General features: G+C 63.4%; 29 protein-coding genes. 8 read left to right on the plus strand and 21 right to left on the minus strand.

Annotated elements, in window-relative coordinates; genetic code table 11:
• Positions 1 to 17: 17 nt before the first annotated feature.
• On the plus strand, positions 18 to 377 hold the full coding sequence (locus AC1DPX_RS24335; RefSeq protein ID WP_202358233.1) for a tRNA-binding protein: 360 nt from the start codon (positions 18 to 20) through the stop codon (positions 375 to 377).
• Here the strand turns inward: AC1DPX_RS24335 and AC1DPX_RS24340 are convergent.
• From AC1DPX_RS24340 to AC1DPX_RS24355, 4 genes are all read right to left on the minus strand, one after another.
• Complete coding sequence (locus AC1DPX_RS24340; RefSeq protein WP_477239916.1) at positions 374 to 1,396, minus strand: glycosyltransferase family 4 protein; 1,023 nt, start codon at positions 1,394 to 1,396, stop codon at positions 374 to 376. The two genes, AC1DPX_RS24335 and AC1DPX_RS24340, sit on opposite strands and share 4 nt — an antisense overlap.
• 208 nt (positions 1,397 to 1,604) lie before the next feature.
• Complete coding sequence (locus tag AC1DPX_RS24345; RefSeq protein ID WP_477239917.1) at positions 1,605 to 3,020, minus strand: ATP-binding protein; 1,416 nt, start codon at positions 3,018 to 3,020, stop codon at positions 1,605 to 1,607.
• Between the two features lie 105 nt (positions 3,021 to 3,125).
• Positions 3,126 to 3,845: a response regulator gene (locus AC1DPX_RS24350; protein WP_115142172.1), complete on the minus strand. Its 720-nt coding sequence runs from the start codon at positions 3,843 to 3,845 to the stop codon at positions 3,126 to 3,128.
• Complete coding sequence (locus AC1DPX_RS24355) at positions 3,832 to 4,365, minus strand: MarR family winged helix-turn-helix transcriptional regulator (protein ID WP_202358236.1); 534 nt, start codon at positions 4,363 to 4,365, stop codon at positions 3,832 to 3,834. The genes AC1DPX_RS24350 and AC1DPX_RS24355 overlap by 14 nt, the downstream gene beginning before the upstream one ends.
• Positions 4,366 to 4,619: 254 nt before the next feature.
• On the opposite strand from AC1DPX_RS24355, the gene AC1DPX_RS24360 reads away from it, so the two are divergent.
• The 3 genes from AC1DPX_RS24360 to AC1DPX_RS24370 all read left to right on the plus strand — a co-directional run bounded on the left by AC1DPX_RS24360 (position 4,620) and on the right by AC1DPX_RS24370 (position 6,756).
• Positions 4,620 to 5,513, plus strand: coding sequence for a branched-chain amino acid aminotransferase (locus tag AC1DPX_RS24360; RefSeq protein ID WP_477239918.1), 894 nt, complete (start codon positions 4,620 to 4,622; stop codon positions 5,511 to 5,513).
• Between the two features lie 145 nt (positions 5,514 to 5,658).
• Positions 5,659 to 5,976 carry a hypothetical protein gene (locus AC1DPX_RS24365; RefSeq protein WP_477240097.1) on the plus strand — a complete coding sequence of 106 codons (318 nt, stop codon included), beginning with the start codon at positions 5,659 to 5,661 and terminating at the stop codon, positions 5,974 to 5,976.
• A gap of 141 nt (positions 5,977 to 6,117) precedes the next feature.
• Positions 6,118 to 6,756, plus strand: coding sequence for an MBL fold metallo-hydrolase (locus tag AC1DPX_RS24370; RefSeq protein ID WP_202358238.1), 639 nt, complete (start codon positions 6,118 to 6,120; stop codon positions 6,754 to 6,756).
• A 433-nt stretch (positions 6,757 to 7,189) separates the two neighbouring features.
• Here AC1DPX_RS24370 and AC1DPX_RS24375 read toward each other — a convergent pair whose 3' ends face one another.
• From AC1DPX_RS24375 to AC1DPX_RS24385, 3 genes are all read right to left on the minus strand, one after another.
• The gene (locus AC1DPX_RS24375; protein ID WP_202358239.1) at positions 7,190 to 7,633 is read right to left on the minus strand and encodes a BA14K family protein; all 444 of its coding nucleotides are present in this window, start codon (positions 7,631 to 7,633) and stop codon (positions 7,190 to 7,192) included.
• 187 nt (positions 7,634 to 7,820) lie between these two features.
• Positions 7,821 to 8,033, minus strand: coding sequence for a cold-shock protein (locus tag AC1DPX_RS24380; protein ID WP_008877668.1), 213 nt, complete (start codon positions 8,031 to 8,033; stop codon positions 7,821 to 7,823).
• A 316-nt stretch (positions 8,034 to 8,349) separates the two neighbouring features.
• Positions 8,350 to 8,562, minus strand: coding sequence for a cold-shock protein (locus AC1DPX_RS24385; protein WP_006202520.1), 213 nt, complete (start codon positions 8,560 to 8,562; stop codon positions 8,350 to 8,352).
• A gap of 502 nt (positions 8,563 to 9,064) precedes the next feature.
• Between AC1DPX_RS24385 and AC1DPX_RS24390 the strand changes: the two genes are divergently transcribed.
• Positions 9,065 to 9,493, plus strand: a complete 429-nt coding sequence (locus tag AC1DPX_RS24390; protein ID WP_202358240.1) for a Kazal-type serine protease inhibitor family protein — start codon at positions 9,065 to 9,067, stop codon at positions 9,491 to 9,493.
• A 43-nt stretch (positions 9,494 to 9,536) separates the two neighbouring features.
• On the opposite strand, the gene AC1DPX_RS24395 is transcribed toward AC1DPX_RS24390, so the two are convergent.
• From AC1DPX_RS24395 to AC1DPX_RS24415, 5 genes are all read right to left on the minus strand, one after another.
• Positions 9,537 to 9,755 carry a hypothetical protein gene (locus AC1DPX_RS24395; protein WP_202358241.1) on the minus strand — a complete coding sequence of 73 codons (219 nt, stop codon included), beginning with the start codon at positions 9,753 to 9,755 and terminating at the stop codon, positions 9,537 to 9,539.
• A gap of 92 nt (positions 9,756 to 9,847) precedes the next feature.
• A complete protein-coding gene (locus AC1DPX_RS24400; protein ID WP_477239919.1) occupies positions 9,848 to 9,985 on the minus strand; it encodes a hypothetical protein in 138 nt (45 codons plus the stop codon).
• A gap of 43 nt (positions 9,986 to 10,028) precedes the next feature.
• Positions 10,029 to 10,292, minus strand: a complete 264-nt coding sequence (locus AC1DPX_RS24405) for a hypothetical protein (RefSeq protein ID WP_202358242.1) — start codon at positions 10,290 to 10,292, stop codon at positions 10,029 to 10,031.
• On the minus strand, positions 10,289 to 10,558 hold the full coding sequence (locus AC1DPX_RS24410; protein ID WP_477239920.1) for a hypothetical protein: 270 nt from the start codon (positions 10,556 to 10,558) through the stop codon (positions 10,289 to 10,291). Before AC1DPX_RS24410 ends, AC1DPX_RS24405 begins: the two co-directional genes overlap by 4 nt.
• 168 nt (positions 10,559 to 10,726) lie before the next feature.
• Positions 10,727 to 10,933, minus strand: a complete 207-nt coding sequence (locus tag AC1DPX_RS24415) for a cold-shock protein (protein WP_202358244.1) — start codon at positions 10,931 to 10,933, stop codon at positions 10,727 to 10,729.
• Positions 10,934 to 11,261: 328 nt separating this feature from the next.
• Between AC1DPX_RS24415 and AC1DPX_RS24420 the strand changes: the two genes are divergently transcribed.
• Together AC1DPX_RS24420 and AC1DPX_RS24425 are read left to right on the plus strand one after the other, a co-directional pair.
• Positions 11,262 to 11,486: a hypothetical protein gene (locus AC1DPX_RS24420; RefSeq protein ID WP_202358245.1), complete on the plus strand. Its 225-nt coding sequence runs from the start codon at positions 11,262 to 11,264 to the stop codon at positions 11,484 to 11,486.
• A 185-nt stretch (positions 11,487 to 11,671) separates the two neighbouring features.
• Positions 11,672 to 13,306, plus strand: a complete 1,635-nt coding sequence (locus AC1DPX_RS24425; protein WP_477239921.1) for a tetratricopeptide repeat-containing sulfotransferase family protein — start codon at positions 11,672 to 11,674, stop codon at positions 13,304 to 13,306.
• 80 nt (positions 13,307 to 13,386) lie between these two features.
• Here the strand turns inward: AC1DPX_RS24425 and AC1DPX_RS24430 are convergent, their stop codons facing one another.
• The 3 genes from AC1DPX_RS24430 to AC1DPX_RS24440 form a co-directional block, all read right to left on the minus strand.
• Complete coding sequence (locus tag AC1DPX_RS24430; protein ID WP_202358247.1) at positions 13,387 to 13,956, minus strand: dihydrofolate reductase family protein; 570 nt, start codon at positions 13,954 to 13,956, stop codon at positions 13,387 to 13,389.
• A gap of 90 nt (positions 13,957 to 14,046) precedes the next feature.
• Entirely contained in the window at positions 14,047 to 14,400 is a 354-nt protein-coding gene (locus AC1DPX_RS24435) for a DUF1428 domain-containing protein (protein ID WP_202358248.1), read from the minus strand.
• A 94-nt stretch (positions 14,401 to 14,494) separates the two neighbouring features.
• Positions 14,495 to 14,917, minus strand: coding sequence for a VOC family protein (locus tag AC1DPX_RS24440; RefSeq protein ID WP_477239922.1), 423 nt, complete (start codon positions 14,915 to 14,917; stop codon positions 14,495 to 14,497).
• Positions 14,918 to 15,153: 236 nt separating this feature from the next.
• On the opposite strand from AC1DPX_RS24440, the gene AC1DPX_RS24445 reads away from it, so the two are divergent.
• Positions 15,154 to 15,768, plus strand: a complete 615-nt coding sequence (locus tag AC1DPX_RS24445; RefSeq protein WP_202358250.1) for a glutathione S-transferase family protein — start codon at positions 15,154 to 15,156, stop codon at positions 15,766 to 15,768.
• 49 nt (positions 15,769 to 15,817) lie between these two features.
• On the opposite strand, the gene AC1DPX_RS24450 is transcribed toward AC1DPX_RS24445, so the two are convergent.
• The 6 genes from AC1DPX_RS24450 to AC1DPX_RS24475 form a co-directional block, all read right to left on the minus strand.
• Entirely contained in the window at positions 15,818 to 15,991 is a 174-nt protein-coding gene (locus AC1DPX_RS24450) for a hypothetical protein (RefSeq protein WP_202358251.1), read from the minus strand.
• Positions 15,992 to 16,190: 199 nt separating this feature from the next.
• Entirely contained in the window at positions 16,191 to 16,421 is a 231-nt protein-coding gene (locus AC1DPX_RS24455; RefSeq protein WP_477239923.1) for a HigA family addiction module antitoxin, read from the minus strand.
• Positions 16,422 to 16,569: 148 nt separating this feature from the next.
• Complete coding sequence (locus AC1DPX_RS24460) at positions 16,570 to 18,096, minus strand: ABC-F family ATP-binding cassette domain-containing protein (RefSeq protein WP_477239924.1); 1,527 nt, start codon at positions 18,094 to 18,096, stop codon at positions 16,570 to 16,572.
• Positions 18,097 to 18,343: 247 nt separating this feature from the next.
• Positions 18,344 to 19,249, minus strand: a complete 906-nt coding sequence (locus AC1DPX_RS24465; RefSeq protein WP_477239925.1) for a DMT family transporter — start codon at positions 19,247 to 19,249, stop codon at positions 18,344 to 18,346.
• Positions 19,250 to 19,515: 266 nt separating this feature from the next.
• On the minus strand, positions 19,516 to 22,686 hold the full coding sequence (gene uvrB / locus AC1DPX_RS24470) for an excinuclease ABC subunit UvrB (protein ID WP_477239926.1): 3,171 nt from the start codon (positions 22,684 to 22,686) through the stop codon (positions 19,516 to 19,518).
• Between the two features lie 125 nt (positions 22,687 to 22,811).
• Positions 22,812 to 24,437: a DUF2778 domain-containing protein gene (locus AC1DPX_RS24475; RefSeq protein WP_477239927.1), complete on the minus strand. Its 1,626-nt coding sequence runs from the start codon at positions 24,435 to 24,437 to the stop codon at positions 22,812 to 22,814.
• Positions 24,438 to 24,914 lie beyond the last annotated feature (477 nt).

Consider the following 24,914-nt stretch of genomic DNA (forward strand, 5'->3'; position numbering starts at 1 on the left):
GCCTTGGTAATGTCGAAATGAGTTCGAGCAGCGAGCGCAAGCCCGAGATCAGTTTTGCCGATTTCGATCGTGTCGACATCCGCGCCGGCACGATCGTCGAGGTCGAACCGTTTCCACAGGCACGCAAGCCTGCCTTCAAGCTGAAGATCGATTTCGGACCCGACATCGGCATCAAGAAGTCGTCGGCGCAGATCACCAAATATTATACGCCGCAGACGCTGGTCGGCCGGCAGGTGTTCGCCGTGGTCAATTTTCCGCCACGCCAGATCGGCCCTTTCATGTCGGAAGTGCTGACGCTCGGTTTTCCCGACGAGGAGGGCGCCGTCGTGCTCGGCGCCATCGAGCGCAAGGTGCCGGACGGCGGCAGACTGTTTTAGGCCGCCAGCTTGCGCGTCCTGCCGAGCGCTTCCTCGACCGTGTCGAGGAACATTTCCGCGCAGGCTTTCCAGCTGTAGCGCATAGCGCGTTCTCGTGCCTGCGCGCGGTCGACCTCGAGGGCGGCGAGCGCGGCCTCGCGCAAATCATTCGAAACCGCACCGCCAAAACCATCGCCGACAATGTCGATCGGCCCGGTCACCGGATAGGCGGCGACCGGCGTGCCGCTGGCCAGCGCCTCGATGATGACGTTGCCGAAGGTGTCGGTGCAGCTGGGGAAGACGAAGACATCGGCCGAGGCGTAGATCTCGGCCAGTTCGTCATTGGGGCGGTGACCGAGGAAATGCGCCTTGGGATATTTTGCCCTGAGCTTGGCAAGCTCAGGGCCTTCGCCGACGATCACCTTGCTGCCGGGCAAATCGAGGTCGAGGAAGGCGGAAAGGTTCTTCTCGATGGCGACGCGGCCGACGCAAAGGAAGACCGGGCCGGGGAAGCCAAGGTCCTTCCTCTTGTCCGGGCGGAAATGATCGGTGTCGACGCCGCGCGTCCAAGGCCTCAGCTTGTTGAAGCCGCGCGCCGAAAGGTCGTCGGCGAGCGACTGGGTGGCGACCAGCGTGCCCTGGCCGGAATTGTGGAAATCGCGCAGCCAGCGATAGGCCCAGCTTTCCGGCACCGGCAGGCGGGCGCTGAGATATTCGGGGAAGCGCGTGTGATAGCTGGTGGTGAACGGCCGGCCGGCATTGCGGCAATAACGCCGCGCCATGATGCCCAGCGGCCCTTCGGTGACGATGTGCACGTGATCTGCCTTGTAGCCATCGATCAGCCTCGCGACATGGCCTGGCGTGGTCAGCGCCAGCCTGATATCGGGGTAGGTTGGCAGGGGCAGCGTGCGAAAGATGTTGGGTGTCAGGAAATCCACCGCGACGTCGAAGGATTTCAGCGTTTCGGTGAGCCGCTCCAGCGTGTGGACGACGCCATTGACTTGCGGGCGCCAGGCGTCGGTGACCATCAATATGCGCATGGCGGCCCTTTGCTGGAAAGGTTGACGGTTGCCTTGAAACGATGCCGGAACGGCGACCAGCCGGCTGCCCGCGCTTCGCTCCAGCGCACCCGGGCGGGCACGGGATCGAAGTGGGGCGGCAAGGCCGAATCAACTGATGTCGCGCGTTTCATGCGCGCTCTTGATCATGATTTCATGACGCGCGGATGAAGCCTGGTATTTGGTCTGCCTAGGCCGGAACCTTGATCACCGCGCGCAGGCCGCCGAGCGGGCTGTCGTCGAGGGTGATGTCGCCGCCATGGCTGCGGGCGATGTCGCGGGCGATCGACAGGCCGAGCCCGGTGCCGCTGGCGTCGAGGTTGCGCGCTTCGTCGAGCCGCACGAAGGGCTTGAACACGTCCTCGCGCCTGTCGGCCGGAATGCCCGGACCGTTGTCGTCGACGATGACCACGAGCGAGCCACGGCCGTGATTGGCGCTGACCTCCACCGTTTTGGCATAGCGGAAGGCGTTGCCGATGACGTTGGACAGCAGCCGGGCGAAGGCGTTCGGCCTGACATGCACGGTGGGATCGCCGGCAAGCGTCGTCGACAGCTTGCATTTGCGCAAGGCCGCTTCGTCGCCGAGCTTCTGGAAATAGGCTTCGAGATCGAAACGTCCCGGGTCCTCCGAGGCTTCGCCGCGGGCAAAGGCGAGATAGCCTTCCAGCATCGACTGCATGTCGTCGATGTCCTGGTTGAGCGCCGCCTTGGTCTCGGTCTTGCCGCCGGCCAGCGCCAGCTGCAGCTTGAAGCGGGTGAGGATGGTTCGGAGATCATGGCTGACGCCGGTCAGCATGGCGGTCCGCTGGTCGATCTGGCGCTCGATGCGCTCGCGCATCTGGATGAAGGCAAAGCCGGCGCGGCGAACCTCCTCGGCGCCGCGCGGGCGAAAATCGCGCGGCATCGGCCGGCCCTTGCCGAAGCTTTCTGCGGCCTCGGCAAGCGTCAGGATCGGCCGGATCTGGTTGCGCAGGAAGGGGATGGCGATCATCAGCAGCACCAGCGACGTGCCGACCATCCAGATCAGGAAGATGTGGGTGTTGGAGGCATAGGCCTGGCTGCGCCTCACGAAGACTCGCAGCACCTTGTTCTCGAGCTGGATGCGCACCTCGACGATGTTGGAATTGCCGACCGTGTCGATCCAGAACGGCCGGTTGATCTGGCGGGTGATCTCGGACGAGAGAACATCGTCGAGGATCGAGAAGAACGGTTTTGGACCGGGTGGCGGCAAAGGATCCGGCGGCAAGAGGTCGACCTTCAGCTGCATGCGGTCCTGGGCGATGCGGATGATGTTGGCGTAGTCGGCGTCGTGCGGGTAGGTCTCGATCAGGTCGATGATGGCGGCGATGTCGCGCACGGTGGCCTGCGACAGGCGTTGCGTCACCGTTGCCCAATGGCGCTCCATGAAGACGAAGGCGACCACCGATTGCAGCAGGATCATCGGCGCGATGACGATGATCAGCGAGCGCGCATAAAGGCGCTTGGGCATGTAAAGTGAAACGAGACGCCAGAACCGGTTCCAGATGCGCGGCACCGCCTTGAGCATTCGCGTGGCGCGTGCGCTCAAGCCGTCAGGTCCCGGCCCTTCCAGTTCCGTCGTCGCCATTGGCTCTTTTCATCCGTCGGCTGCCCTAGACTCTTTGAAACATGACCTTCTCCGAAAACCGGGTGCCGCTTTTCGGGGTCATGCTCTAGGGCCGCGGCCGGTATTCTATTCCACGCTGAGCCGATACCCAATACCGCGCACGGTCTGCAGCCAGACCGGGTTGGACGGATCGCGCTCGATCTTGCGGCGCAGGCGGTTGATCTGCACGTCGATGGTGCGCTCGCCGACCTCCGAATCGTCGCCGACCAGTTCGTGGCGCGGGATGGTCTCGCCGGCCCGCGCGGCAAAGATCGCCAGGATCTCCTGCTCGCGGTCGGTCAGCTTCAGCGCCTCGCCGCCGCGCTTCAGTTCGCGCCTGGCAATCTGGAACGTGTAGGGGCCGAAGACCAGCTGCTCGACCTTTGGCGTCGTCGCCGGGCCGCCGCGGCGCAGGATGTTGTTGATGCGCAGGATCAGCTCGCGCGGGTCGAAGGGTTTTGGCAGGTAGTCGTCGGCGCCGGCCTCGAGTCCTGAGATGCGGCTGTCGGTTTCCGACAGTGCGGTCAGCATCAGGATCGGCACGTTCTTTTCGGCGCGCAGCGATTTGGTGAGATCGACGCCGCTTTCGCCGGGCATCATGACATCGAGCACCAGCAGGTCGAAGTCGAGGCCGGCGAGCTTGCGCCTCGCCTCGCCGGCATTGCCGGCGACGGTGACGCGAAAGCCGTTTTCGGTCAGATACTGCTTGAGAAGATTGCGGATGCGGGTGTCGTCGTCGACCACAAGCAGATGCGGCGCGTCGTCGTCCGGTGCGGCCGCCTGATCGACCCTCTCAGTGCTCTCCATGGCTTTTTCCTGACATTTTTGCGGACCCAACGTCGATCTGAGCTCTCAGTTCCGGATTGACCATCGCTTCGAGGAAGCGTTCCACCAAGGTCCGTTCGGTGGCGCCGGAATCTTCCAATGCAGCACGGATGCGGCGTGACTGTGGCCGCGCCAGGGCGAGCGCCAGCGCCCGGCCCTTGGCAGTGGGATAGAGTTCGCGCTGGCGGCGGTCGCGCGGACCTTGCAATTGGACGACATGGTCGGTGTCGATCAGCTGCTTGAGCACGCGCGCCAGGCTCTGCTTGGTGATCTTCAGCACGTCGAGCAGTTCGGCGACCGTCAGGCCCGGCCGGCGGTTGACGAAATGCAGCACCCTGTGGTGGGCGCGGCCGAAGCCATAATCGGCCAGGATCTGATCGGGATCGGAGGTGAAGTCGCGATAGGCAAAGAAGAACAGCTCGATGATGGCGAAGTCTATGCCGTCCTCGACTGACATCGCGGTCCTGATCGGTTTTCCGGCGGCTGGGCTTCGATCCGTCATCATTTCTCCATGGGAACGGGAGATTATGTCAGTACTATTGACGTAATTTCCCTGCAATGGTAATTTTTGACAAGCTTTTGGGCGGATTGCGAACGAAAAGGCAAGGGAGGCCGGTTTTTCCGGAACTTCCTGAGTTTGCCAGAGCGCGATTATCCGCTTACGCTTCGCAACATCGGCCGGCGCGTCCAATCACGGCCAAAAAGAACACGCAACGACACCAAGGATATGCGGGCCTTGGCCCGCGGGAGGTTACCATGGCATCCGTTCCCTTCGATCAACTGGACGGCTTCATCTGGATGAATGGCGAATTCATTCCGTGGGGCGAGGCCAAGATCCATGTTCTGACGCACGGTCTGCACTACGCCAGCGCGGTCTTCGAGGGCGAGCGCGCCTATGGCGGCGAGATCTTCAAGCTCAACGAGCACACCGAGCGCCTGCATGAATCGGCGCGCCTGCTCGGCTTCAAGATTCCGTATTCGGTCGCCGAATTGAACGATGCCTCGACCACGCTGCTGAAGAAGCAGGGTTTCCAGGATGCGTATGTGCGGCCGATCGCCTGGCGCGGCAGCGAGCAGATGGGCGTTTCGGCGCAGAACAACCGCATCAACGTCGCCATCGCCATCTGGCAGTGGCCGAGCTATTTCGATCCGGCGCAGAAGCTGAAGGGCATCCGCCTCGATGTCGCGGAATGGCGCCGGCCCGACCCGCGCACGGCGCCGTCAAAGTCGAAGGCCGCCGGCCTCTACATGATCTGCACCATGTCCAAGCATGCCGCCGAAGCAAAAGGCTATGCCGACGCCATGATGCTCGACTGGCGCGGCCAGGTCGCCGAAGCGACCGGCGCCAACATCTTCTTCGTCAAGGACGGCAAGATCCATACGCCCAAGCCCGATTGCTTCCTCGACGGCATCACCCGCCGCACGGTCATCGGGCTGGCCAGGGATCGTGGCCTGGACGTGATCGAACGCGCCATCCTGCCGGAAGAACTCGAAGGCTTCGAGCAATGCTTCCTGACCGGAACGGCGGCGGAAGTAACGCCGGTGTCGGAGATCGGCCCTTACCGATTCGAAGTCGGCGAAATCGCCAAGAACCTTATGAATGACTATTCTGTGGCCGTTCAGCCGAAGCATGCGATCGCCGCAGAATAACGATAGTCACAGCTTTTCGCGCAAGCAGGGGCGGTTTTCGAGCCGCCCCTTTTATTTCAGCGTTTCTGCATTTGACTTTCATCCAATTCGGCGTCTCATGATGGTGTCGGCCCGGGAGGCTGGCAGCTATGGAGGGACTAATCATATGGACATGAACACGCTTCTTCCGATCATTATACAGGTGATTACGGGTATCATCGGTGGTCAGGCGGTCGGTGTTGCGCTCAAGAACGCGGCGATGGGCCAGCTTCCCAAAATCCTGGGTGGCGCCATTGGCGGCGTCGGCGGCGCGGCGATCCTCGGCAGCCTGCTTGGCGGCGGCGCGGTCGATCCGGCGGCGGCCGCTGCAGCGACGAGCGGTCTCGGCAGTGCGCTCAACCTCAACAACATCGTCGGCGGCGCCGGCGGCGGCGCGATCCTGACCGGCATTATCGGCGCGGTCATGGGCGCCATGAAGAAGTAAGCCTGACGGTCTCAGGTTCGTTCAAATGGGCGGCTTCGGCCGCCCATTTCCGTTTCTGGGGCGACTGTCTGTTCGTCTTTCGAGGGGTGGACGCCTTTCACTGGCGCCTCTACATCACCCCTGAACATCGAAAGGACGATCATGGGTCAGCTCAATGCCGGCATCGTGCCGGTCACACCGTTTCAGCAGAACTGCACCATCCTGTTCGACATGGACGACAAGCATGGCGTCGTCGTCGATCCGGGCGGCGACATCGACAAGGTGCTGGCGGTGCTGAAGGACAATGCGATCACGGCCGAGGCGATCTGGATCACGCACGGCCATATCGACCATGCTGGCGGCGCCATGGAACTGAAGGAGGCGCTGGGGATCGACATCATCGGCCCGCATGCGGCCGACAAGCCTTTGCTCGACAATCTGGAAAACCAGGGCAGGCGGTACGGCATCGAAGGCGCACGCAACTGCGTGCCCGACCGGTTCCTGACCGAAGGTGAGACCGTGTCGTTCGGCGGCCATGTGTTCGAGGTGCTGCATTGCCCCGGCCACGCGCCCGGCCACGTCGTCTATTACAACCGCGCGGCCAAGTTTGCCCATGTCGGGGACGTGCTGTTCCGTGGCTCGGTCGGCCGCACCGACCTGCCGGGCGGCGACCATGCGACGCTCATCGCCTCGATCAAGGACAAGCTCTTGCCGCTCGGCGACGATATCGGCTTCATCTGCGGCCACGGCCCCGGCGGCCGTTTTGGCGAGGAACGGCGGACCAACCCGTTTCTTGTTTAGAAATCCAGAGTTTAGGAATTCAGACGCAAACCAACTTGATCTGGTTTGATTTCGAAAGCCGGCGCTGCCCCTCATTGTCCTGCCGGACATTTCTCCCCGTCTAGGACGGGGAGAAAGACGCCTTCACTGAGGATTTCACCAAGCTCCAGCGTTGCAGAAGGGCGCGAGCATCGCGGTCGGTTCCATTCTCCCCGTCACTATACGGGGAGAAGGTGCCGGCAGGCGGATGAGGGGCGGCACGGACTTTGCAGACCTGGCAGATCCCACGTCAGAGCGCCCTGAATTCAAAATCGTAGAACTCAAAAAGCGCTGGCTTTGCGGTCAGCGCTCTTTGTTCTGGGGCAGGGAAGCCCTTAGCGCTTTCGCGCTTCGGCATTCTGTTTGGTGCAAGTCGTTATCCCAAAACCGCTGCGCACTTTTGGGCGACATGCACTCAGTTCGCCGTGCAGAAATGCTGCTCGCCGTCATTGCCGGTGAAGGTGCCGGTGCGGGAGTTGAAGGAGCGGTAGCGGTCCGAGCAGTATTCGTACCAGTCACGCGTCCACGGTTCTGCATAACGATCGGCATAGACCACACGCGGCTCCACATAGTAGCGGCGGACCGGCGCCGGGCGGACCCGCACGTCGCGATCGTAGTAGCCGTCATTGTAGTAACCGTCATCGTAGTAGCGGTTGGCGTCAGGCGGTGGCCGGTCATTGGCCAGCGCGCCACCGATCAGGGCGCCGGCGGCGAGGCCGAGCACGCCGGCGGCAATGGCGTCGCCATTGCCGTGGTGGCGGTGATGACGCCATTCATCGGCATTAGCGGTGGGCAGGGCCACGAGCATGGTGGCCGCCATGGCGGCGGACAGCACGGCTGTCTTGAAAATTCTGTTCATCTGGGTCTCCTTCGTACCGGGCCGTGCAGTTTTGCAGGGGATGCGGTCCGGCTTTACCCAAGACTAATATGCGACCGTGGCTGAACGGAGGCTGAACGGATTTCGACCTGTTGGCTAAGAGGGGCGCCAAGAACCTGGCTCTGATCGAGCTGGGCTGCCCCGCCGGAGCCGACAGTCTGAAGCCGGCTCAGCCGACGGACAGGTTGACGGCCTTGGGCCCCTTGCCGCGCTTGTCCGGCTCGGTGTCGAATGTTACTTTCTGCCCATCTTCGAGACCGGGAAGACCCGACGCCTGCACGGCCGAAATATGGACGAAGACATCCTTCGCGCCATCGTCCGGCGTGATGAAGCCGAAGCCTTTGGCATGGTTGAAGAATTTGACGGTGCCGGTCTGCGGCATGGGAAGCTCCTTTGATCCCATAAACTCCAGTCTCGGGCCGGCAAATGCCCGAGAGGAAATTTGTCCTTTATTTTAGCGTCATCGGCAAGAGAAAGTTTTGCGGGCACTTAAAGCGCCTTAAACCCTTGTTATGATGCATGTCATTGATCCGGAGCCGTATCCACTTCCGGGCGGCATGCATTCATGCTGCGCCGCGGGCATGAAAAAGGCGCGACGAAAATCGCCGCGCCTTTTCAAAATCTGTCTGCGTGCCCACAGGCTGGGCGAGCTTGGAACCCTCGTTCGCCCGCCGTCAGGGACGCGCGGCGCCGATGGCTCAGGCGGCGCGGAGGTTGACCGCCTTCGGGCCTTTGCCCATGCGGTCCGGCTCGACGTCGAAGGTGACCTTCTGGCCGTCGACGAGCGTGCGCAGGCCCGATGCCTCGATCGCGGAAATGTGGACGAACACGTCCTTGGCGCCGCCGTCGGGCGTGATGAAACCGAAGCCTTTGGTCGCGTTGAAGAATTTAACGGTGCCGGTCTGGGCCATTGGGGAAACTCCTTCACCCGTTCAGTCTTTGGTGGTCCTGCCCGCCACCTGGCGTCGAGGGCAGTTCCCGGTGGTTGCTTTCGGCAGTCATGCATTGGCGCATGGTCAAACCCCCCGCCGAAAAACGGGGCCGTCAGAGATTCACAGTATCGGGGAAAGGTCGTCCAAAACGTTCCGCTCTCCGGGTCGCAAATGCCCGAACACGGAATTTATCGCACGGAAACGTGAAGGTTGCAAGATAGCGCCGCGGGCCGCCACACTGGGCGCATCCCGACGCAAGAATCGACCGATCTGAGCGTCGACGGGCCGCAGATAGGCTTCGTTGCCGGGCCGGTCATTGACCCACGGATGTGGGCGCGCATAGGCCAGTGTTGCCAGCGGACGCCCGGCCATGGCTGCAACCGTGGCTTCCGGGCGAAGGCAGTGCATCCGACAGCGGGTTGCATTTGACACGGGAATGGCGAGGATCGCGATCGGGGATGGGATCGAGGGAGAAATCAGCATGAAATTCCTGGCGTCGGTTTTTTCGCGGCAAGGGTTTGCCGTCCTGTTCCTGTCGGCGCTTCTGGCCGCCTGCACCGTGGTCGTCGATGACGGGCCGGGTCCGCGCCCGCGCCCGCCGCGCCCCGAACCGGAATTCTGCACCAGGCAATACGAGCCCGTCTGCGCCCGGCGCGGCGGCGACCGCCAGACCTTCGCCAATGCCTGCCTTGCCGACCGTGCCGGCTACCGCATCGTGCGCGACGGCCCCTGCCGCGGTGACGGCGGTGGCGGTGGCGGTGGCGGTGGCGGTGGCGATGAAGAGCAGACGTTCTGCACCCGCGAATACGCGCCCGTCTGCGCCCGCCGGCATGGCGAGATGCGCAGCTTTCCCAATGCCTGCGAAGCCCGCGCCGCGGACTATCGCATCGTCGGCGATGGCCCGTGCTGAGGTATTTTCTTCTCCCCTCGTGAGGCGCTTGCGCGGGGGTTGCCTAGGCCGGATAGGCTCCATCGGCCGGCCCGGCATAGAGCTCGCTGCCGTCTTCGTCCGAGATGCGCACACGGTCGGGGATCTGCGGCATTGCGAGCGTGTGGAAGAGCGCGGCGGCTCCCTGAAGGGCGGCGCGTAGGGTCGGTGCTTCCAGCGACACCTTGTCGAGCGTTGCCTCCTCGGCGTCGCGTGACCGGTAGAACTCGATGACGAAGTTCAAGCACGCCTCCGTGGCAGGACTTGGCATGGGGCTGTTGTCAGTTCATCGCCTGCCCAAAGCAGGGAGGGGCGCGCGAGGCGCCCCCAGAGCCGTCAGCCCTTGGACTTCGGCTTCAGGCCGCTCTCGGCCTGCTTGACCGACGAACCGAACGGCGAGGCGGGCTTGACTACCACCTTGTCCTTCTTCGGCTTGCGCGCTTCGCGATTGCTTCGCTGTTGACCCTTGGACATCTTGTTTGCTCCTCGTATGGTTCTGTCTGGCGTTGCTGGGGTGTCAGGCCGGATTGTTGGCGACAACCGGATTGTCGGCCGGCTCCAGATTGTCTTCCGTGGTGACCCGCTCGTGGGTCTCCTGCTCGCTGCGGATACGGTATTGCGGCGAGCCGTCCTTGACCGGCAGCCTGCTCTTGATCTGGAACAGTTCCGCCGTCTTCTGGACGAGGCCGGTGCGGCTCTTCATGCGCACCGTCTGGCCGATGGCGAAAAGGTGCGAGGGTGTGTCGGTGCGCGGACGCGCATTCTGCTGGAAACGGATCATGCTGCATTCTCCCGGTCGCGCTTCAGCGCGGTTTCGAGTTCGAGGTGGTCTATGGCGACAAGCTGGCTGATCGCGGGGTTCTTCACCGCTCTTGCGGGAAGGTGGATGAAGGTAGCGACGCGGCGCCAGGCGACGCGTGACATGCCCTCGATCAACTCTTCATCATGGTCAATGTCGTAGTCGCCGGGCGGCAACGGTCCTTCCAGGCCTCCGAGCATGAAGGATGCCGCGAAATGGACGATGGAATGGGTGGTGCGGTCCGGCATTGTCCTCGCCTTGGTTGGTTCACGCCTTGGGCGTCACGTAAGACAGCGGCCTGAACGCAAAAAAGCGGGGACGAGCCCCGCTTTTCTATTTCCGGCAATCGCTGGAAATAAGCCGCTTTCGAGAGCTGCCAGTACATCCGTGGTCAGCGTTCATCGAATTCGGCCGGATCAGATCAGTTGCAGATTGGCGGCGGACTCGCGTCCCTTGCCGTCACGCTCCAGGTCGAACTGCAGCTTCTGGCCTTCGGCGAGGCCGGGAAAGCCGGCGCGCTCCAGCGCGCTGACATGGACGAATACGTCCTTGCCGCCATCGGCCGGCTGAATGAAGCCAAAACCCTTCTGGCCATTGTAGAATTTCACGATTCCGGTGTTCATATCTGTCTTTCGCGGATTGAAAAAATCGTCGCAGGGCCAATGTGCCGTGCGTCTGGTATCGACGATTTGGAATGATATTGGCGGGTCGAGAACCTCTGACGCCGCGAGATGCCAATTCTGGCCAAAACGATTTTCTTTATATAGATCGATTGAGCTCCATGTTCAAGGTGTTTAAAAAATCAATCCCGCTCTGACTGAAAAATAGATCGCTATATACGTTTAGATATTTCTGCTATGGGTTGCGCATATTTCCAAAAAAATCTTGAGAACGCGCTGGGGTATTTCCTCCGCGCCCATATTTTTATTTATCCTAGAAGGAGGAAAAAGCATGGTGTCCACAAGAGGCTCAAGAGGTAAGACCGTCGCGGTCAATCCGGTCATCAAGCCAATCGCCATTCACGCCATTGCCGTTGGCCCCAACGGCCAGCCGATGATCGTCAAGTCGGCGCGGCTGACCATCAGAAGCGACGAGGCGGCAAGGCGAACGATCTCCGATACCGATGGCACGGTGAGGCGGGCGAGGCAGGTCGCGGAGACCAACCGCTTGATCTGATCCTTGGCGTCGATGGAAAGGGCGCGGAACCACGCCGAGACTTGAACCTGCCGCGCCAATGGCCTAGATCGCGGCAGGCGGACAAACACGGCAGGTTTCCCATTAACAGAGATCAGAGACGAGCGGCGGGTGCGGGAGTCAGGTCTGGCGCGGGCGGACAGCCGCCACTGGGCCTCGACCAGTATGTGCAGCAGGCCCTGCAGCTGCACCAGGCCGGGCGCCGGCAAGAGGCTGAGTCCATCTACCGGCAAGTGCTGACCCGCCAGCCCAAACACGCGGCGGCGGCGCATTTCCTGGGACTGCTGCTGCACCAGACCGGGCGCAGCGAAGAAGGACTGGACCTCATCGAACGCTCGGTGAGCCTGCAGCCGACGAATGCCGACTTCCTCAACAATTTCGGTACGGTGATGCGCGACCTCGGCCGCGTCGCCGCGGCAGTCGACTTCTTCCGCGGCGCGGTGGATCTGCGGCCGGAGCAGCTCGCCGCGCGCGACAATCTCGGCTCGTCGCTGAAGCAGCTCGGCCGCTTCGAGGAGGCCGAAGAGATCTATCGCGGCACCGTCACGCGCAATCCCTTTCATGTGCGCGCCCGCATCGGGCTTGCCGAAACCCTGCAGGAGGCCGGGCGGCTGGACGAGGCGCTGGCTATCTTCCGCGAGGCGCTGACCATCCGCCCGAAGGATGCCGACCTGCTGCACGGGCTGGGCGTTGGGCTGATGGAAAAGGGCAAGCTCGACGAGGCGGCCGACCTGTTCCGGCAGGCGCTGGCGATCAACCCAGGCATGGCGACCGCCTGGCTGATGCTGACGCAGGTCAAGCGCCAGAAGGCGCGCGACGCCGAACTGGCAGGCATGGAAGCCCAGCATGCCAAGGCGCCGCAGAACAGCCTGGCGCGCATGCAGCTGTCCTTCGGCCTCGGCAAGGCCAATGACGATCTGAAGGATTATGGGAAGGCCTTCGACTATTTCGCCGAAGGCAATGCCATTCGCCGCAAGGGGATCAACTATGATCCCGTCAGGACGCGCGAGGAATTCGCGGCGATGAAGACGGTGTTCGATGCCGCCTTCTTCGAAAGGCACAGGCCGAGCCCGATCACCGACGACGCGCCGATCTTCGTGGTCGGCATGCCGCGTTCGGGCACGACGCTGGTCGAGCAGATCATCGCCAGCCATCCCAAGGTCTATGGCGCGGGCGAGCTCAGCATCCTGAAGAACGCGGTCGGCAGGCAGTTCCCGGCGACCATGCCGGGCGGCTTCCCCTGGGGCGTATCGGATACGGACGATGCGGATTTCACCGAGGCAGGCCAGGCCTATCTCGACATGCTGCATGCCCGCTATCCGCATATGCGCCACGTCACCGACAAGATGCCGGGCAACTTCCTGCTTGTCGGCTTCATCCACATGATGATGCCGAAGGCCAGGATCATCCACTGCGCCCGCGATGCGGCAGCAACCTGCCTGTCGATCTACAAGGTGCATTTCCGCGGCGATACCCACCGCTATGGCTACGACCTCGGCGAGCTCGCCGACTTCCACAATCTCTACACCGATATCATGGCGCACTGGCACAAGGTGCTGCCCGGCGTCGTGCATGATGTGCGCTACGAGGATTTCGTCGCAGATCAGGAAGGGCAGAGCCGGGCGCTGATCGACTATCTCGGCCTGCCTTGGGACGATGCCGTGCTGTCGTTCCACGAGACCGACCGGCCGGTGCGCACGGCTTCCGCCGCGCAGGTGCGCCAGCCGATGTATCAGGGCTCGGTCGACCTGTGGAAGCGCTATGGCGACCGGCTGAAGCCGCTGCTCGACAAACTGGACTGAAGAGCCCGGCAGATGTGCCGCTATTAATCAGGACGATGTCTGGTTGAAATCGTTGTCCTGATCTCTTTGGACAACATGCATTAGCCGGCCTGCGACTTCTGCTCGTAGCGCAGGAAGACGTTGCCGTTGCCGAAGGCTTGTGACCGGGCCAGCTTCACGTTGAGCCGATTGCCGATGCCTTCGAACATCGTCCTGCCGGCGCCAAGCATGATCGGCACGATGACGAACTGGTATTCGTCGATCAAATTCTCCTCGGCCAATTGAGCGACGAGATTGCCGCTTCCCAGGATTGTCAGGTGGTTGCCCGGTTGCTGCTTCAGTTCCCGAAGCTTCGCGGCCGGGCCGCTTTTGACCAACTCGGTGTTGTTCCAACTCGCCGTGTCGAGCGTGCGGGAGAACACGACCTTCGGCATGGCGTTCATGCGTTCGGCCACCACCGGTGCGATTTGGGCCGCCATCGGCGTCGGCCAGAACTGGATCATCAGCTCGTAGGTAACGCGGCCCAGCACCAGCATGCCACCGCCCTTGGCATTGTCGGCGACGAAAGCGTTCCATTCCGGATCCTGGCTGTGCGCCCAGTCCATGGCGCCGTGCCTGTCGGTAAAATAGCCGTCGAGAGAGATGCTGTTGAATACGATCAGCTTGCGCATAAGTCGGTCCTGCCTCGAGAAATGAAGACTGCTTCGGGTCCCGCCGTGGCGTCGTCACGCGGCAGCGGTCGGTCGGTCTGGATGATCGGTCTACAGCTCGATGAAAGGCTGGAAGCCGCCGAAGATCATGCGTTTCATATCGAACGGCATGGGACCCAAATCGGGTGTCAAACGCGGGTCGGCCATCACCTTGGCCATCACCGCGTCGCGGCGTTGCCTGGATTCATAGACCGCCCAGGCGAAGACGACGATCTCGTCGTCCTTTGCCTGAACGGCACGCGGAAACGAGGTCAGCTCGCCATAGGGCACGTCGTCGCCGATGCATTCGACATAGGCCAGAGCGCCGTGTTCCATCCAAATGGGGCCTGCGAGGTTGGCCAGCTTCTTGTAGTCATCGAGTTTGGCCTTTGGCACGGCAAGCACGAAACCATCGACATAGGACATAGGGTTCTCCTTGGCTGAAAAGATGAGCGCCGGGTCGGCGGGGATACGACCCGGCGCGGTGAGCGCGTCAGCCCTGACGGGCGACGCCTGCTCGCTACTTAACCGGTGCGTTCATCGCCCAGGCGACGCCGAACGGATCATTCAGCTGGCCCCAGCGGTCGCCCCAGAACATCACCTGCAGCGGCGTGACCACTTCGCAGCCGGCGTCGACCGCGCGCTGCCACCAGTTGTCGATGTCGCCATCGCCGAGATGGAGCTGCAGCGTGTAGCCTTGCGCCGCCTTGTGCGGATGGCCGTGCTCGGGATAGGCGTCGCAAAGCATCAGCGTCGAGCCGTTGACGTGGAGATGGATGTGCATGGTGCGGCCCTGCTCGTCGGCCGGGTAGGCAAAGACCTGCTTGGCGCCAAAGGCCTTCTCGTAGAAATCGGCGGCCTTGAAGGCGCCGTCCACCTGCAGGTAGGGGGTCAATCCGCCGAGCACTTCTGCCCTGGGCTGAATGGGGGTCTGGTCAGTCATGTCTTGCTCCTCTTTGCGTTCGGCTTAGCCTTGCGAACCACAGGACGCACGAGGTGACCGCAATCCTACAGCGCGGCACAAATTTTTTTGGGCCGGCTTCGGGCAGGCCGCGCAAACGGCGGTTTGAGCCGAAGGCGTGAAACGAACTTGCGCCAGCGGCCCCCAAACAGAGCGCAATTATCGCAGCTCGCGGGCTAGAACGGATTACGCGCCGCTTCTCAATCCCTGAGACGACCATGATCCTCTATTACCAGACCCACTCACCTTTCGCGCGCAAGGCGCTGGTCTTCGCGCATGAGGCCGGCATCGCCGATCGGCTCGAGGTCATTCATCACGAGACCAGTCCGACCTTGCGCAACGCTCGTGTCTACGCCGAAAATCCGCTCGGCAAAGTGCCGGTGCTGCTGCGGTCCGGCGCATCGGCGATCTTCGATTCCGATGTCATCTGCGCCTATCTCGACACGCTGCATGACGGCCGCAAGCTTTTGCCGCAAGACGGCGAGGCGCGCTGGCAGGCGTTGCGGCTGCAGTCGGTCGCCCAGGGGCTGGCACAGACAGGCATCGCCCTGCGCTGGGAGACGGAAAGGAGACCCGAGCCGCTGCGCTATGATGCTCTTGCGCAGGGATATCGGGACAAGATCGAGGCGAGCTACGACTGGATCGAAAGCACGCTGGACGACGAAGCGCCGCTCCATATCGGACATATAGCGCTCGCCACCACGCTGTCCTGGATGGCGTTTCGCCAGCTTCCGTCGTTTCGCGCGCGGGCACGGCTGACGCGCTGGTTCGACGTTTTCGAAAAGCGTGCGTCGATGCAGGCGACGCCGCTTTCGGGCGACACGCATGATTGAGCATTGGTCGCCGCGTGGCGGCCCGCATCGATATTTTCCGACCGCATTGTCAAAGCGTCCTGCGGATCCGTGGGCCGCTTTGCGCGTCGATGACGATTTCCGGCCAGCCGATGTCCTTGCGCAGTTCGATCGGCAGGGACAACAATTCGCGCTCGCTGCGGTGGCGGGCGCGGTTCTGTGCGTAACGGGAGGCAACGCGACCCAGGGATGACAGAATGGACATGATGCTTTCTCCTCGGATGAAGCCGGCATCATCGTGTCGGCATCCCAAGGACGCCGCAGGTTCAGGCGATCCGACAGAGCGCTAGATCTTTTTTCGAGCAAGTTGAGACCGGCTGTTCCAGCGCGGTAGTCAGGCAGCTGTGTCCAAGCGTTCGATCGCGTCAAGATCGGCTTTCTTGGCCTCTCCCTCTACGTCAAGGTCATAGCTCGCCTGCATGTTTCATCCAGAACTGCGGCGTGGTCCCGAAAAACCTGGCAAGGCGTAGCGCGGTATCGGGCGTTACCGGCGTCGCCTCGCTTGCCAGGCGCTCGATGCGTGTGCGCGGCACATGCAGCTTTTTGGCCAGCGTGTAAGGCTTCAGGCCAAGCGGGACGAGGTATTCCTCTCGAAGGATTTCTCCGGGATGAACGGGAGGGTTGATGTTCAGCATTTTGAAAGCTGCGACGACCATATCCGCTGAACATACTTTCGCATGCTACGTCTCAGAATCCAAGGAAACGTCTCATGTGATGATACGAGGCTCCAGCCGGTCTGAGACAGGCCAGAACCCCATGGCATTGCGTCCTGCCGCCAAACCCTCAACCACCCGCTTCAGCCACCTCGCGGAAAAAGTCCTCGGGGTCCTCGACCTCGGTCAGCTTCCGCCTCTCGATCAGCCAGAAGCGGTTGCCGATGGCGCGGATGAAGGAGCGGTCGTGCGAGGCGAGCACGCAGCTTGCCTGGTGCTTCAGCAATTCCTCCTCCAGCGCTTCCTGGCCATCGATGTCGAGATGGTTGGTCGGCTCGTCGAGCAAGTAGAAGTTGGGGTTGGCGAGCCTGAGCGCCAGCATCATCAGCCGCGCCTTCTGGCCGCCGGACAGCACGCCGATCCTTTTCTCCTGCATCTCGATAAGCACGCCGGCGCCGGCGAGCAGCGAGCGGGCGCGCTGCTCGCCGACATCGTAGCGGCGCGACACCATCGCCAGCGGCGTGTCGTCGCCGCTGATGCCCGACAGCGCCTGGTCGCTGTAGCCGAGCACCGTCGACGGCGTCACCTTCACATTCGCGACCGTGTCGGGCTCGACGATGGCGTTGCGGATCAGGCTGACGAAGCGCGACTTGCCGACGCCGTTGCGGCCGAGCAGAACGATGCGGTCGCCCTGGCAGATATGGCGCTTGCCGGTTCGAAACAGCAGCGTGCCGTCGGGCGTTTCCACCGTGGCGTCGTCGAGCGTGATCAGCACCTTGGCGTGGGTGCCGCGATTGGCGAGCCGGATCGCTCCGGCCGATTTTTCGCGATGCGCCGATACCGCCGCCTCTTCGAGCTTCTCCGCCCGTTCCCTGAGCTGCTTGGTCTTCACCGTCAAAAGGTCGCTGCCGGAATTGATGCCGATGTTGTTGAGCTTGGCGGCCTGCTTTCGCAGCTGCTGGGCGACCTTCATGTCGCGCTCGAACTTGCGCGCCGTCGAGGCGTCGACCTCGTCCAGGGCCTGCCTCGCCGGCGAATAGGGCAGCGCAAACACCGGCGATTGTTCCGGGCGCAGGAACAGCGTCCGGTTGGTGGCGGCGTCGAGGAAGGCGCGATCGTGGCTGGCAATGACCACGGGCACTTCGCGCGGCAGCGTGTTCAGCCAGCTTTCCAGCTGGCTGATGCGGGCAAGGTCGAGATGATTGGTCGGCTCGTCGAGCAGCAGCACGTCGGGATCGGTGACCCAGACGCGGGCGATCAGCGCCAGCCTTTGCCAGCCGCCGCTCAGCGCCCGCATTTCCCGCTCGCGCATCGCTTCGGGCACGTCGAGCGAGTCGAGAACGACGTCGACGCGCCACATCTCGCTCTCGGCCTGCTCCGCCGGCATGGCATCGGCCACCACCTGTTGGAAGCTGCGGCTGAGAAAGGCAGGGGTAACCGACTGCTCGACATGGCCGACCCGCAGGCCGCGCGTGCGGGTGATGTCGCCCGAGGTTGGCTCCATCTCGCCGGTCAGGCATTTGAGCAAGGTCGACTTGCCGCGGCCGTTGGCGGCAACGATGCCGAGCCGGTCGCCGGCGCCGATGGTGAGGTCGAGGTTTGCGAAGAGTGGCGCACTCATGGTGACGCCGAGGGATTTGAGGCTGATCAGGGCCATTTGGATTTCTCTGGTCTTGGCCGACATGCGGCTCATGCACTTGGACGGTGCGCTTGCTGGCCATCAGGCTCGGCGTTGCGGCACCACGAAGGGCAGACCAAAAAATCGAAGCGGGAAAAACCCGGACCGTCCCTGGTCAGCCCTGCAAGCTGGCTTGCAGGGCAGAAATCGGGCCACGCTGACGATGGTGACGATGAAACGTAAACACGTGAGCCCTCCTTTCAAGACGTTCGAGTGTGCGAAGCGATTACACCAAGGGCGGGGCGGATGGCAAGGCCGCCGCTTTCACACGGCGCGGGAACGGATCCAGCACCAGTATGCAGCCGCCGATGATCGCCACCGCGCCGAAGGCCTGGATGATGGTCAGCGACTCGCCGAGCATGACGGTGCCAACCAGCACCGCGATCGTGGTCACGGCGAATTCGACGCTGATCGTTTTGGTCGCGCCGATGCTGGCCACCAGCCGGAAGTAGACGACATAGGTCAGCGCACTCATCACGCAGGCTAGAAGGACGAGGTAGAGGAAATCGACGGGACGCGGCATGGCCGGAACCGGCACGGCCAAGAGCAGCGGCAGCGTCATCAGCCCGCCGAACAGGAAGGCGGCGCCGGTGAGTTCGAACGAGCCGGCCGAGCGCAGATGGCGATTGGCGTAGTTGCTGCCGAAGGCGGCCGAGAAGGAACTGAACAGCGAGGCGGCGCAGCCGAAGGCGAAGGACGAGGTGATCGGTACCGAAGGGAAGCCGACCAGGATTACGATACCCGCGGCGCCGAGCAGCAAGCCGGCCAGCCCGCGAATGGTGATGCGCTCGAGTCCCCATAACTGGCCGAGGATCATCGAAAACAGCGGGATCGCGGCAACGAGGATGGCCGCCATCGCCGTGCCGATGCGCGGCGTGGCGTAGGACAGGCCGATCAGCTGCGCCGCGACGGTCGTCGCACCGACCATGGCGAAGTGCCGCCAGCCGGCGCTGAAATCGAGCCGCCGCCGCGTCGCCGCCGCCAACAGGAAGAGCGTGATGCCGGCGATCAGCGAACGCAAGGTGACGGCGCCAACCCAGCCGAAGGCGTGTACGACCTTGAGCAGCACCAGGAACGACAGACCCCAGGTGACGGCCAGGAAGGCGTAGGCTGCGATGTCCCTGGGTTTCATGGAGGCGGGGCGGGTGGGGCGCGTTGCTGGCAGAGGCAGGATTGCAGCCGTGCGTATCGCTTCCGCCGGCTGGCGGCAAGCGCGAGCTGCGACGATGGAGCGCTTTCCTTTCTCCCCCTGTGGGAGAAGGTGGCCTCGCGAAGCGAGGTCGGATGAGGGGGTGTTCCAGGGAACGCCAGCGTCTCACTCCGCTGGAACACCCCTCAACCGTCTCGGCGCTGGCGCACCGATCCACCTTCTCCCACAGGGGGAGAAGGAAGAGGCGCTCACTTCCCCGGCCTGCCGGTCTTGCCTGGCCGCCGCTTTTCCCGACGGGCGTCGCCTGGGTCCTCGTAAGAGCCGATGCCGGCGCGCTGGCGAACGATTGGTTTGCCGTCGCGATCCGCCGCGCCCCCCTCTGTCCTGCCGGACATCTCCCCCACGAGGGGGGAGATCGGCTGGGGCTTCGCCGGCACTTTTCCCTCGACTGGCTTTTCCGTGCGCCGCACCGTCATCTCGTCGAGCGAATTCTTCTTAAACAGCGGCTTGACCGGCTCGCCGGGAATACCGAAATCGGAGCCGTGCGCTTCGGATGCCGACTGTTTCTTGAACAGCGAGCGCGACACCGCACCCGCCGGTGTCGGCATGTCGGTGCCTGGCCCCATGTCGTCGATCGAGGGTTTGGCGAACAGCGGCTTCTTCACCGGCACGGCGCCGTCGGCGCCCATCTCGTCGAGATCAGGCTTGCGGAAGAGGTTGGGCCGGGCGGCCTTGGCCGCCTCTTCGGCGGCGCGCGCTTCGTCGAGCTTGCGGAAACGCTCCTGTTCCTCGGCCGTGCGATGCTTGGCCACGCCCTTGTTGTGCTTGCCCTTTTCGCGGCCCGAGACCGGGCTTTCCATGTCGGCGTATTTGGCCAGCGGGTCCTCGGAGATGGACAGTTCCATCTCGCGCAGCCGCTTGATCTCGTCGCGTATGCGCGCTGCCTTCTCGAAGTCGAGATTGGCGGCGGCGTCGCGCATCTGTTTCTCCATCGCGTCGAGATGGGCCTTGAGATTGTTGCCCATCATGGCGCCGGCGCTGTCGGTGAACTGCGAGATGTCGGCGCGGACGTGGTCCTTCTCGTAGACCGAGTCCAGAATGTCGGAGATGCGCGACTTGACCGATTCCGGCGTGATGCCGTTTGCGGCGTTCCATTCCATCTGCTTTTCGCGGCGGCGGCTGGTCTCGGCCATCGCGCGTTCCATCGAGCCGGTGACCTGGTCGGCATAAAGGATGACCTTGCCGTCGACATTGCGSGCGGCGCGGCCGATGGTCTGGATCAGCGACGTCTCGGAGCGCAGGAAACCTTCCTTGTCGGCATCGAGAATGGCGACGAAGCCGCATTCGGGAATGTCGAGGCCTTCGCGCAGCAGGTTGATGCCCACCAGAACGTCGAAAGCGCCGAGGCGCAAATCGCGCAGGATCTCGATGCGCTCCAGCGTGTCGATGTCGGAGTGCATGTAGCGTACGCGCACGCCTTGCTCATGCAGGTATTCGGTGAGGTCCTCGGCCATGCGCTTGGTCAGCACCGTGACCAGCGTGCGGTAGCCGGCGGCCGTGGTCTCGCGAATCTCGCCGACGACATCGTCGACCTGGCTCTTCGCCGGGCGCACCTCGACCGGCGGGTCGATCAGGCCGGTCGGGCGAATGACCTGCTCGGCGAAGACGCCGCCGGACTGTTCCATTTCCCAGCCGCCCGGCGTCGCCGAAACGGCGACGGACAGCGGACGCATGGCATCCCATTCCTCGAAACGCAGCGGCCGGTTGTCCATGCAGGAGGGCAGGCGGAAGCCATATTCGGCCAGCGTCGCCTTGCGCCGGAAGTCGCCGCGATACATGCCGCCGATCTGCGGCACGGTGACATGGCTTTCGTCGATGAAGACCAGCGCATTGTCGGGAATGTATTCGAACAAGGTCGGCGGCGGATCGCCCGGCTGGCGGCCGGTGAGATAGCGCGAATAGTTCTCGATGCCGGCGCAGGAGCCGGTGGCTTCGAGCATTTCGAGGTCGAAGCGGGTGCGCTGTTCCAGCCGCTGCGCCTCCAGCAGGCGGCCGGCACGCTCGAGCTCGACCAGACGCTGCTTGAGCTCTTCCTTGATCGACTTGATCGCCTGGTTGAGCGTCGGGCGCGGCGTCACATAGTGCGAATTGGCGTAAACCTTGACGCTTTTCAGCTCGCCGGTCTTCTGGCCGGTCAGCGGGTCGAATTCGGTGATCTGCTCGATCTCGTCGCCGAACATCGAGATGCGCCAGGCGCGGTCCTCAAGGTGGGCCGGGAAGATTTCGATCGTGTCGCCGCGCACGCGGAATGAGCCGCGCACGAAATTGATGTCCTGGCGCTTGTACTGCTGGGCAACGAGGTCGGCGAGCAGGGCGCGCTGGTCGAGCCGGTCGCCGATCTGCATCTGGAAGGTCATGGCCGTATAGGTCTCGACCGAACCGATACCGTAGATGCAGGAGACAGAGGCGACGATGATGACGTCGTCACGCTCGAGCAGCGAGCGCGTCGCCGAGTGCCGCATACGGTCGATCTGCTCGTTGATCGAGGATTCCTTCTCGATGAAGGTGTCGGTGCGCGGGACGTAGGCTTCCGGCTGGTAATAATCGTAATAGGAGACGAAATACTCCACCGCATTGTCGGGGAAGAATTTCTTGAACTCGGAATAGAGCTGCGCGGCCAGCGTCTTGTTCGGCGCCAGGATCAGGGCAGGGCGCTGCGTCTCCTCGATCACCTTGGCCATGGTGAAGGTTTTTCCCGAGCCGGTGACGCCGAGCAGCACCTGGGTGCGGTCGTTGTTGTCGACGCCTTCGACAAGATCCTTGATGGCGGTTGGCTGGTCGCCGGCCGGCTCGAAATCCGACACCATCTTGATGGCGATGCCGCCTTCGGACTTTTCCGGCCGGGCAGGGCGGTGCGGCGTCCACAGCACGCCGTCCTTGTGCAGCGGATTGCCGGATTCGATCAGTGCCGAGAGGGCGGCGACCGTCGCGGTGACGCCGCTCGACGTCATCGTCTCGGCCTCTTCCAGCGAGATGTCGAGGCCGGCAACCGGATTGAGGCCGGCCGCCGTGCGTTCACGCGCCGTGGCCGCGCCGCCCATCGAGGTGCCGCGCGCCGTGCGTCCGGGCGCGGCGGAGCGCTCGGGAATCTTCTTCGACGGCTTTGGCGCTTTGCCGCCGTCGCCCTTGCCGGCCTGGCGCCCTTCGCGTTCGGCTTCCTGCTCGATCTGTTCGGCCCAGTCGGCGATCGAACCGGTCAGCGGCGTGCCCGACAGTTCGGGCTGCGGCATCTCGGCGAAGCCGCCTTTGTGCAGCGGTTCCGAAGCGTCGAGGAAATCGGTCAGCGGGCTGCGCCGCTTCGGCGCGGCGCGGTCGTCATTCGCCGTCGGCGGCGTTTTTTTATCAGGGGATTTGGCCATGTCCCGAATATGGGAGGTCTTGGCGAAAATGGAAAGAGCGCGATGCGGCGCGGCGCATGCCCGGATGCGGCTCCTGACAGTAGGCTGTCAGGAGGAGGCAGTTGCCGGGGACCACCTGCCTGCGTTCAGGCGCCCCGGGCGTTGTCCGTCGCCACTTGAGTCGGCGATCCGTTCAGGCGCGGCACCACGACGAGGCGTGTGACCTTGCCCTTCTTGAAGGCGGCGAGGAAGCGGGCATAGTCCCTGAAGACCACGCAGCCATTGGACTCGGCGCGGCCGCCGCGCAGCATGTAGGTGTGGGCGAGCAGGCCGTCGCGGTTGTATTTGTTGCCGCCGCTCGTCGGCGTCAGGCGTATGGCCTGGACGCCATGGAAGCGGGATTCACGCAGCGACAGATTGTAGGTGTTGGGCGGCGTCGGGCCGCGATCCTTGACGTGGACATAGCGCGGCTGGTCGACCATGGCGCCGAGGCCGGAATGCGCCTCGAGCCGCTGGCCGTCCGGCATGTAGACGGTCTTGGCGCTGATGTCATAGACGGCGACGCCGTGGCCGGCTCCGCTGCCGCCGCCCGGTCCGTTGAACAGGTTCCTGAATGCCTGGCCAAGGCCGCCCGAAGGCGTGTCCGGCTTGGCATAGGCCAGCACATCGCCGCCATCGCCCGGCCGGCCGGCCCGGGCCGGCCTTGCCGGCTGGGCTTGCTGGACCGGCTTTGTCTGCGGCGCCGGCTTCTGCTGCGCGATCCTGGGCTGAGCAATCCTGGGCTGCGGCGCAGGTTCATCCTGTTCCACCACGGCCTTCGGCTGCCGCGGCGTGTCATATTGCGGGCGGTGGGTCGGCAGCGGCACGTCGTCGGTCAGCGCATCCGGCAGCGAGGCGGCGTCGCCGGGCTGTTGCGGCTGGGTTTCGGCAGGCTCAACCGTGATATCGGCCGAGGAGCCGGTCATCGGCAGCGGCGAGGCGAAGGCCTCGTCCTCGACCGGCAGCGACTCGACAAGGGCCAGCGCCAGCTGTGCATTGTCAGGCGTCTGCGACTGGGCAAAGCCCGCCGGCGCCGGCGCGGTCTGGACGACGGTATCGGCACGGGCGAAGCGTTCAGCCGCCGGAGCCGGCATGTTATCCGACAGGCTGGCCATCACCTGGACCGATGGCACAAGCGATGCCTCGGTGATCTGCGGCGCGGCCTTGGAAATCACCGGGCGGGCATCGGCAGTGGCGACAGGCTTGCCGGCAGCAAAGGCAGCGGCCAGCTTGCTCGGCGAGAGCGACGCTTCCATGCGTTCGAAGCGCTCCTGCGCTTTCGACTTCAGGATTGGCTGTTCCGGTCTTGCATGGGCCGCGAGGCGCGCGGACTTCTCACCCAGTGGGCTCACACTGGCCAGCTTGAAGCACGTGGCGCCGCATTGCACGGCATGGTCGTGCAGGGCCTGCGCGCCGCCATGGGCATTGGCCAGCACGAACGGCGCCGAGGATCTGAGGAAATGCTGTTTGAGCGGATCGGCCATCGCCAGCGAGCCCGGCATGGCCAGCGTTTGCGGCAGCCCGCCGCCCGACGTCGCCGACAGCGAGGCGCCGACGGAACTGAGGCCGGCCATGGTGCCGATCAGCCAGAGGCCGACAGCAGCACTGGCACCGGGCACCGCGACCCAGCGGACGATCCGTTTCGGGTTTAAGGGAGGGATGCGCTGCGCATCGACGAACTCGCCGCCCTCGCGCTGGTCCCAGACTATTTTGTGTTTACTCGACAACGCCATGCAACCAATCTCGCTCCAATCGGTTTTCCCCGTACGTGGCCTTGTCAGCCGCGACGACCATTCTGCGAGTGATCCCAGGGTGGTCCCCGACGCGTTTGCCGCGCCTGTCGTTGATTGCCGATTGCTTCAAAATATGGACAAAGTTGGTTAACCAATCCCTCTCAAATCCAACTTTGAGACGTGGACTTTGTGCCAAAAAAGGCTCGTCCACGATCATGCACGCGGTATTACAGCCCTTCCGAAGCAGGTTTGCTGCCTGTTTTTGACGGCCGAGTCAAGCACAACAGCCCTTGCTAATATAAGGAAAAGGCTCTCCAGCGAGCCCTGCGGCAATGCGGCGCGCCATTCCACGGTCCTGAAAAAGGCCGATGGCATCGGCAAAACTGTTGCCCGCGCGCCACATTTTTCCGGCCTGCACGGCCGCCCTTCTACGCCCATTGACTCGTTTTGGGAGCCGGTGCAATCGGGTTGAAGTGC

It is taken from the genome of Mesorhizobium sp. 01N446 (genome assembly GCF_056399285.1).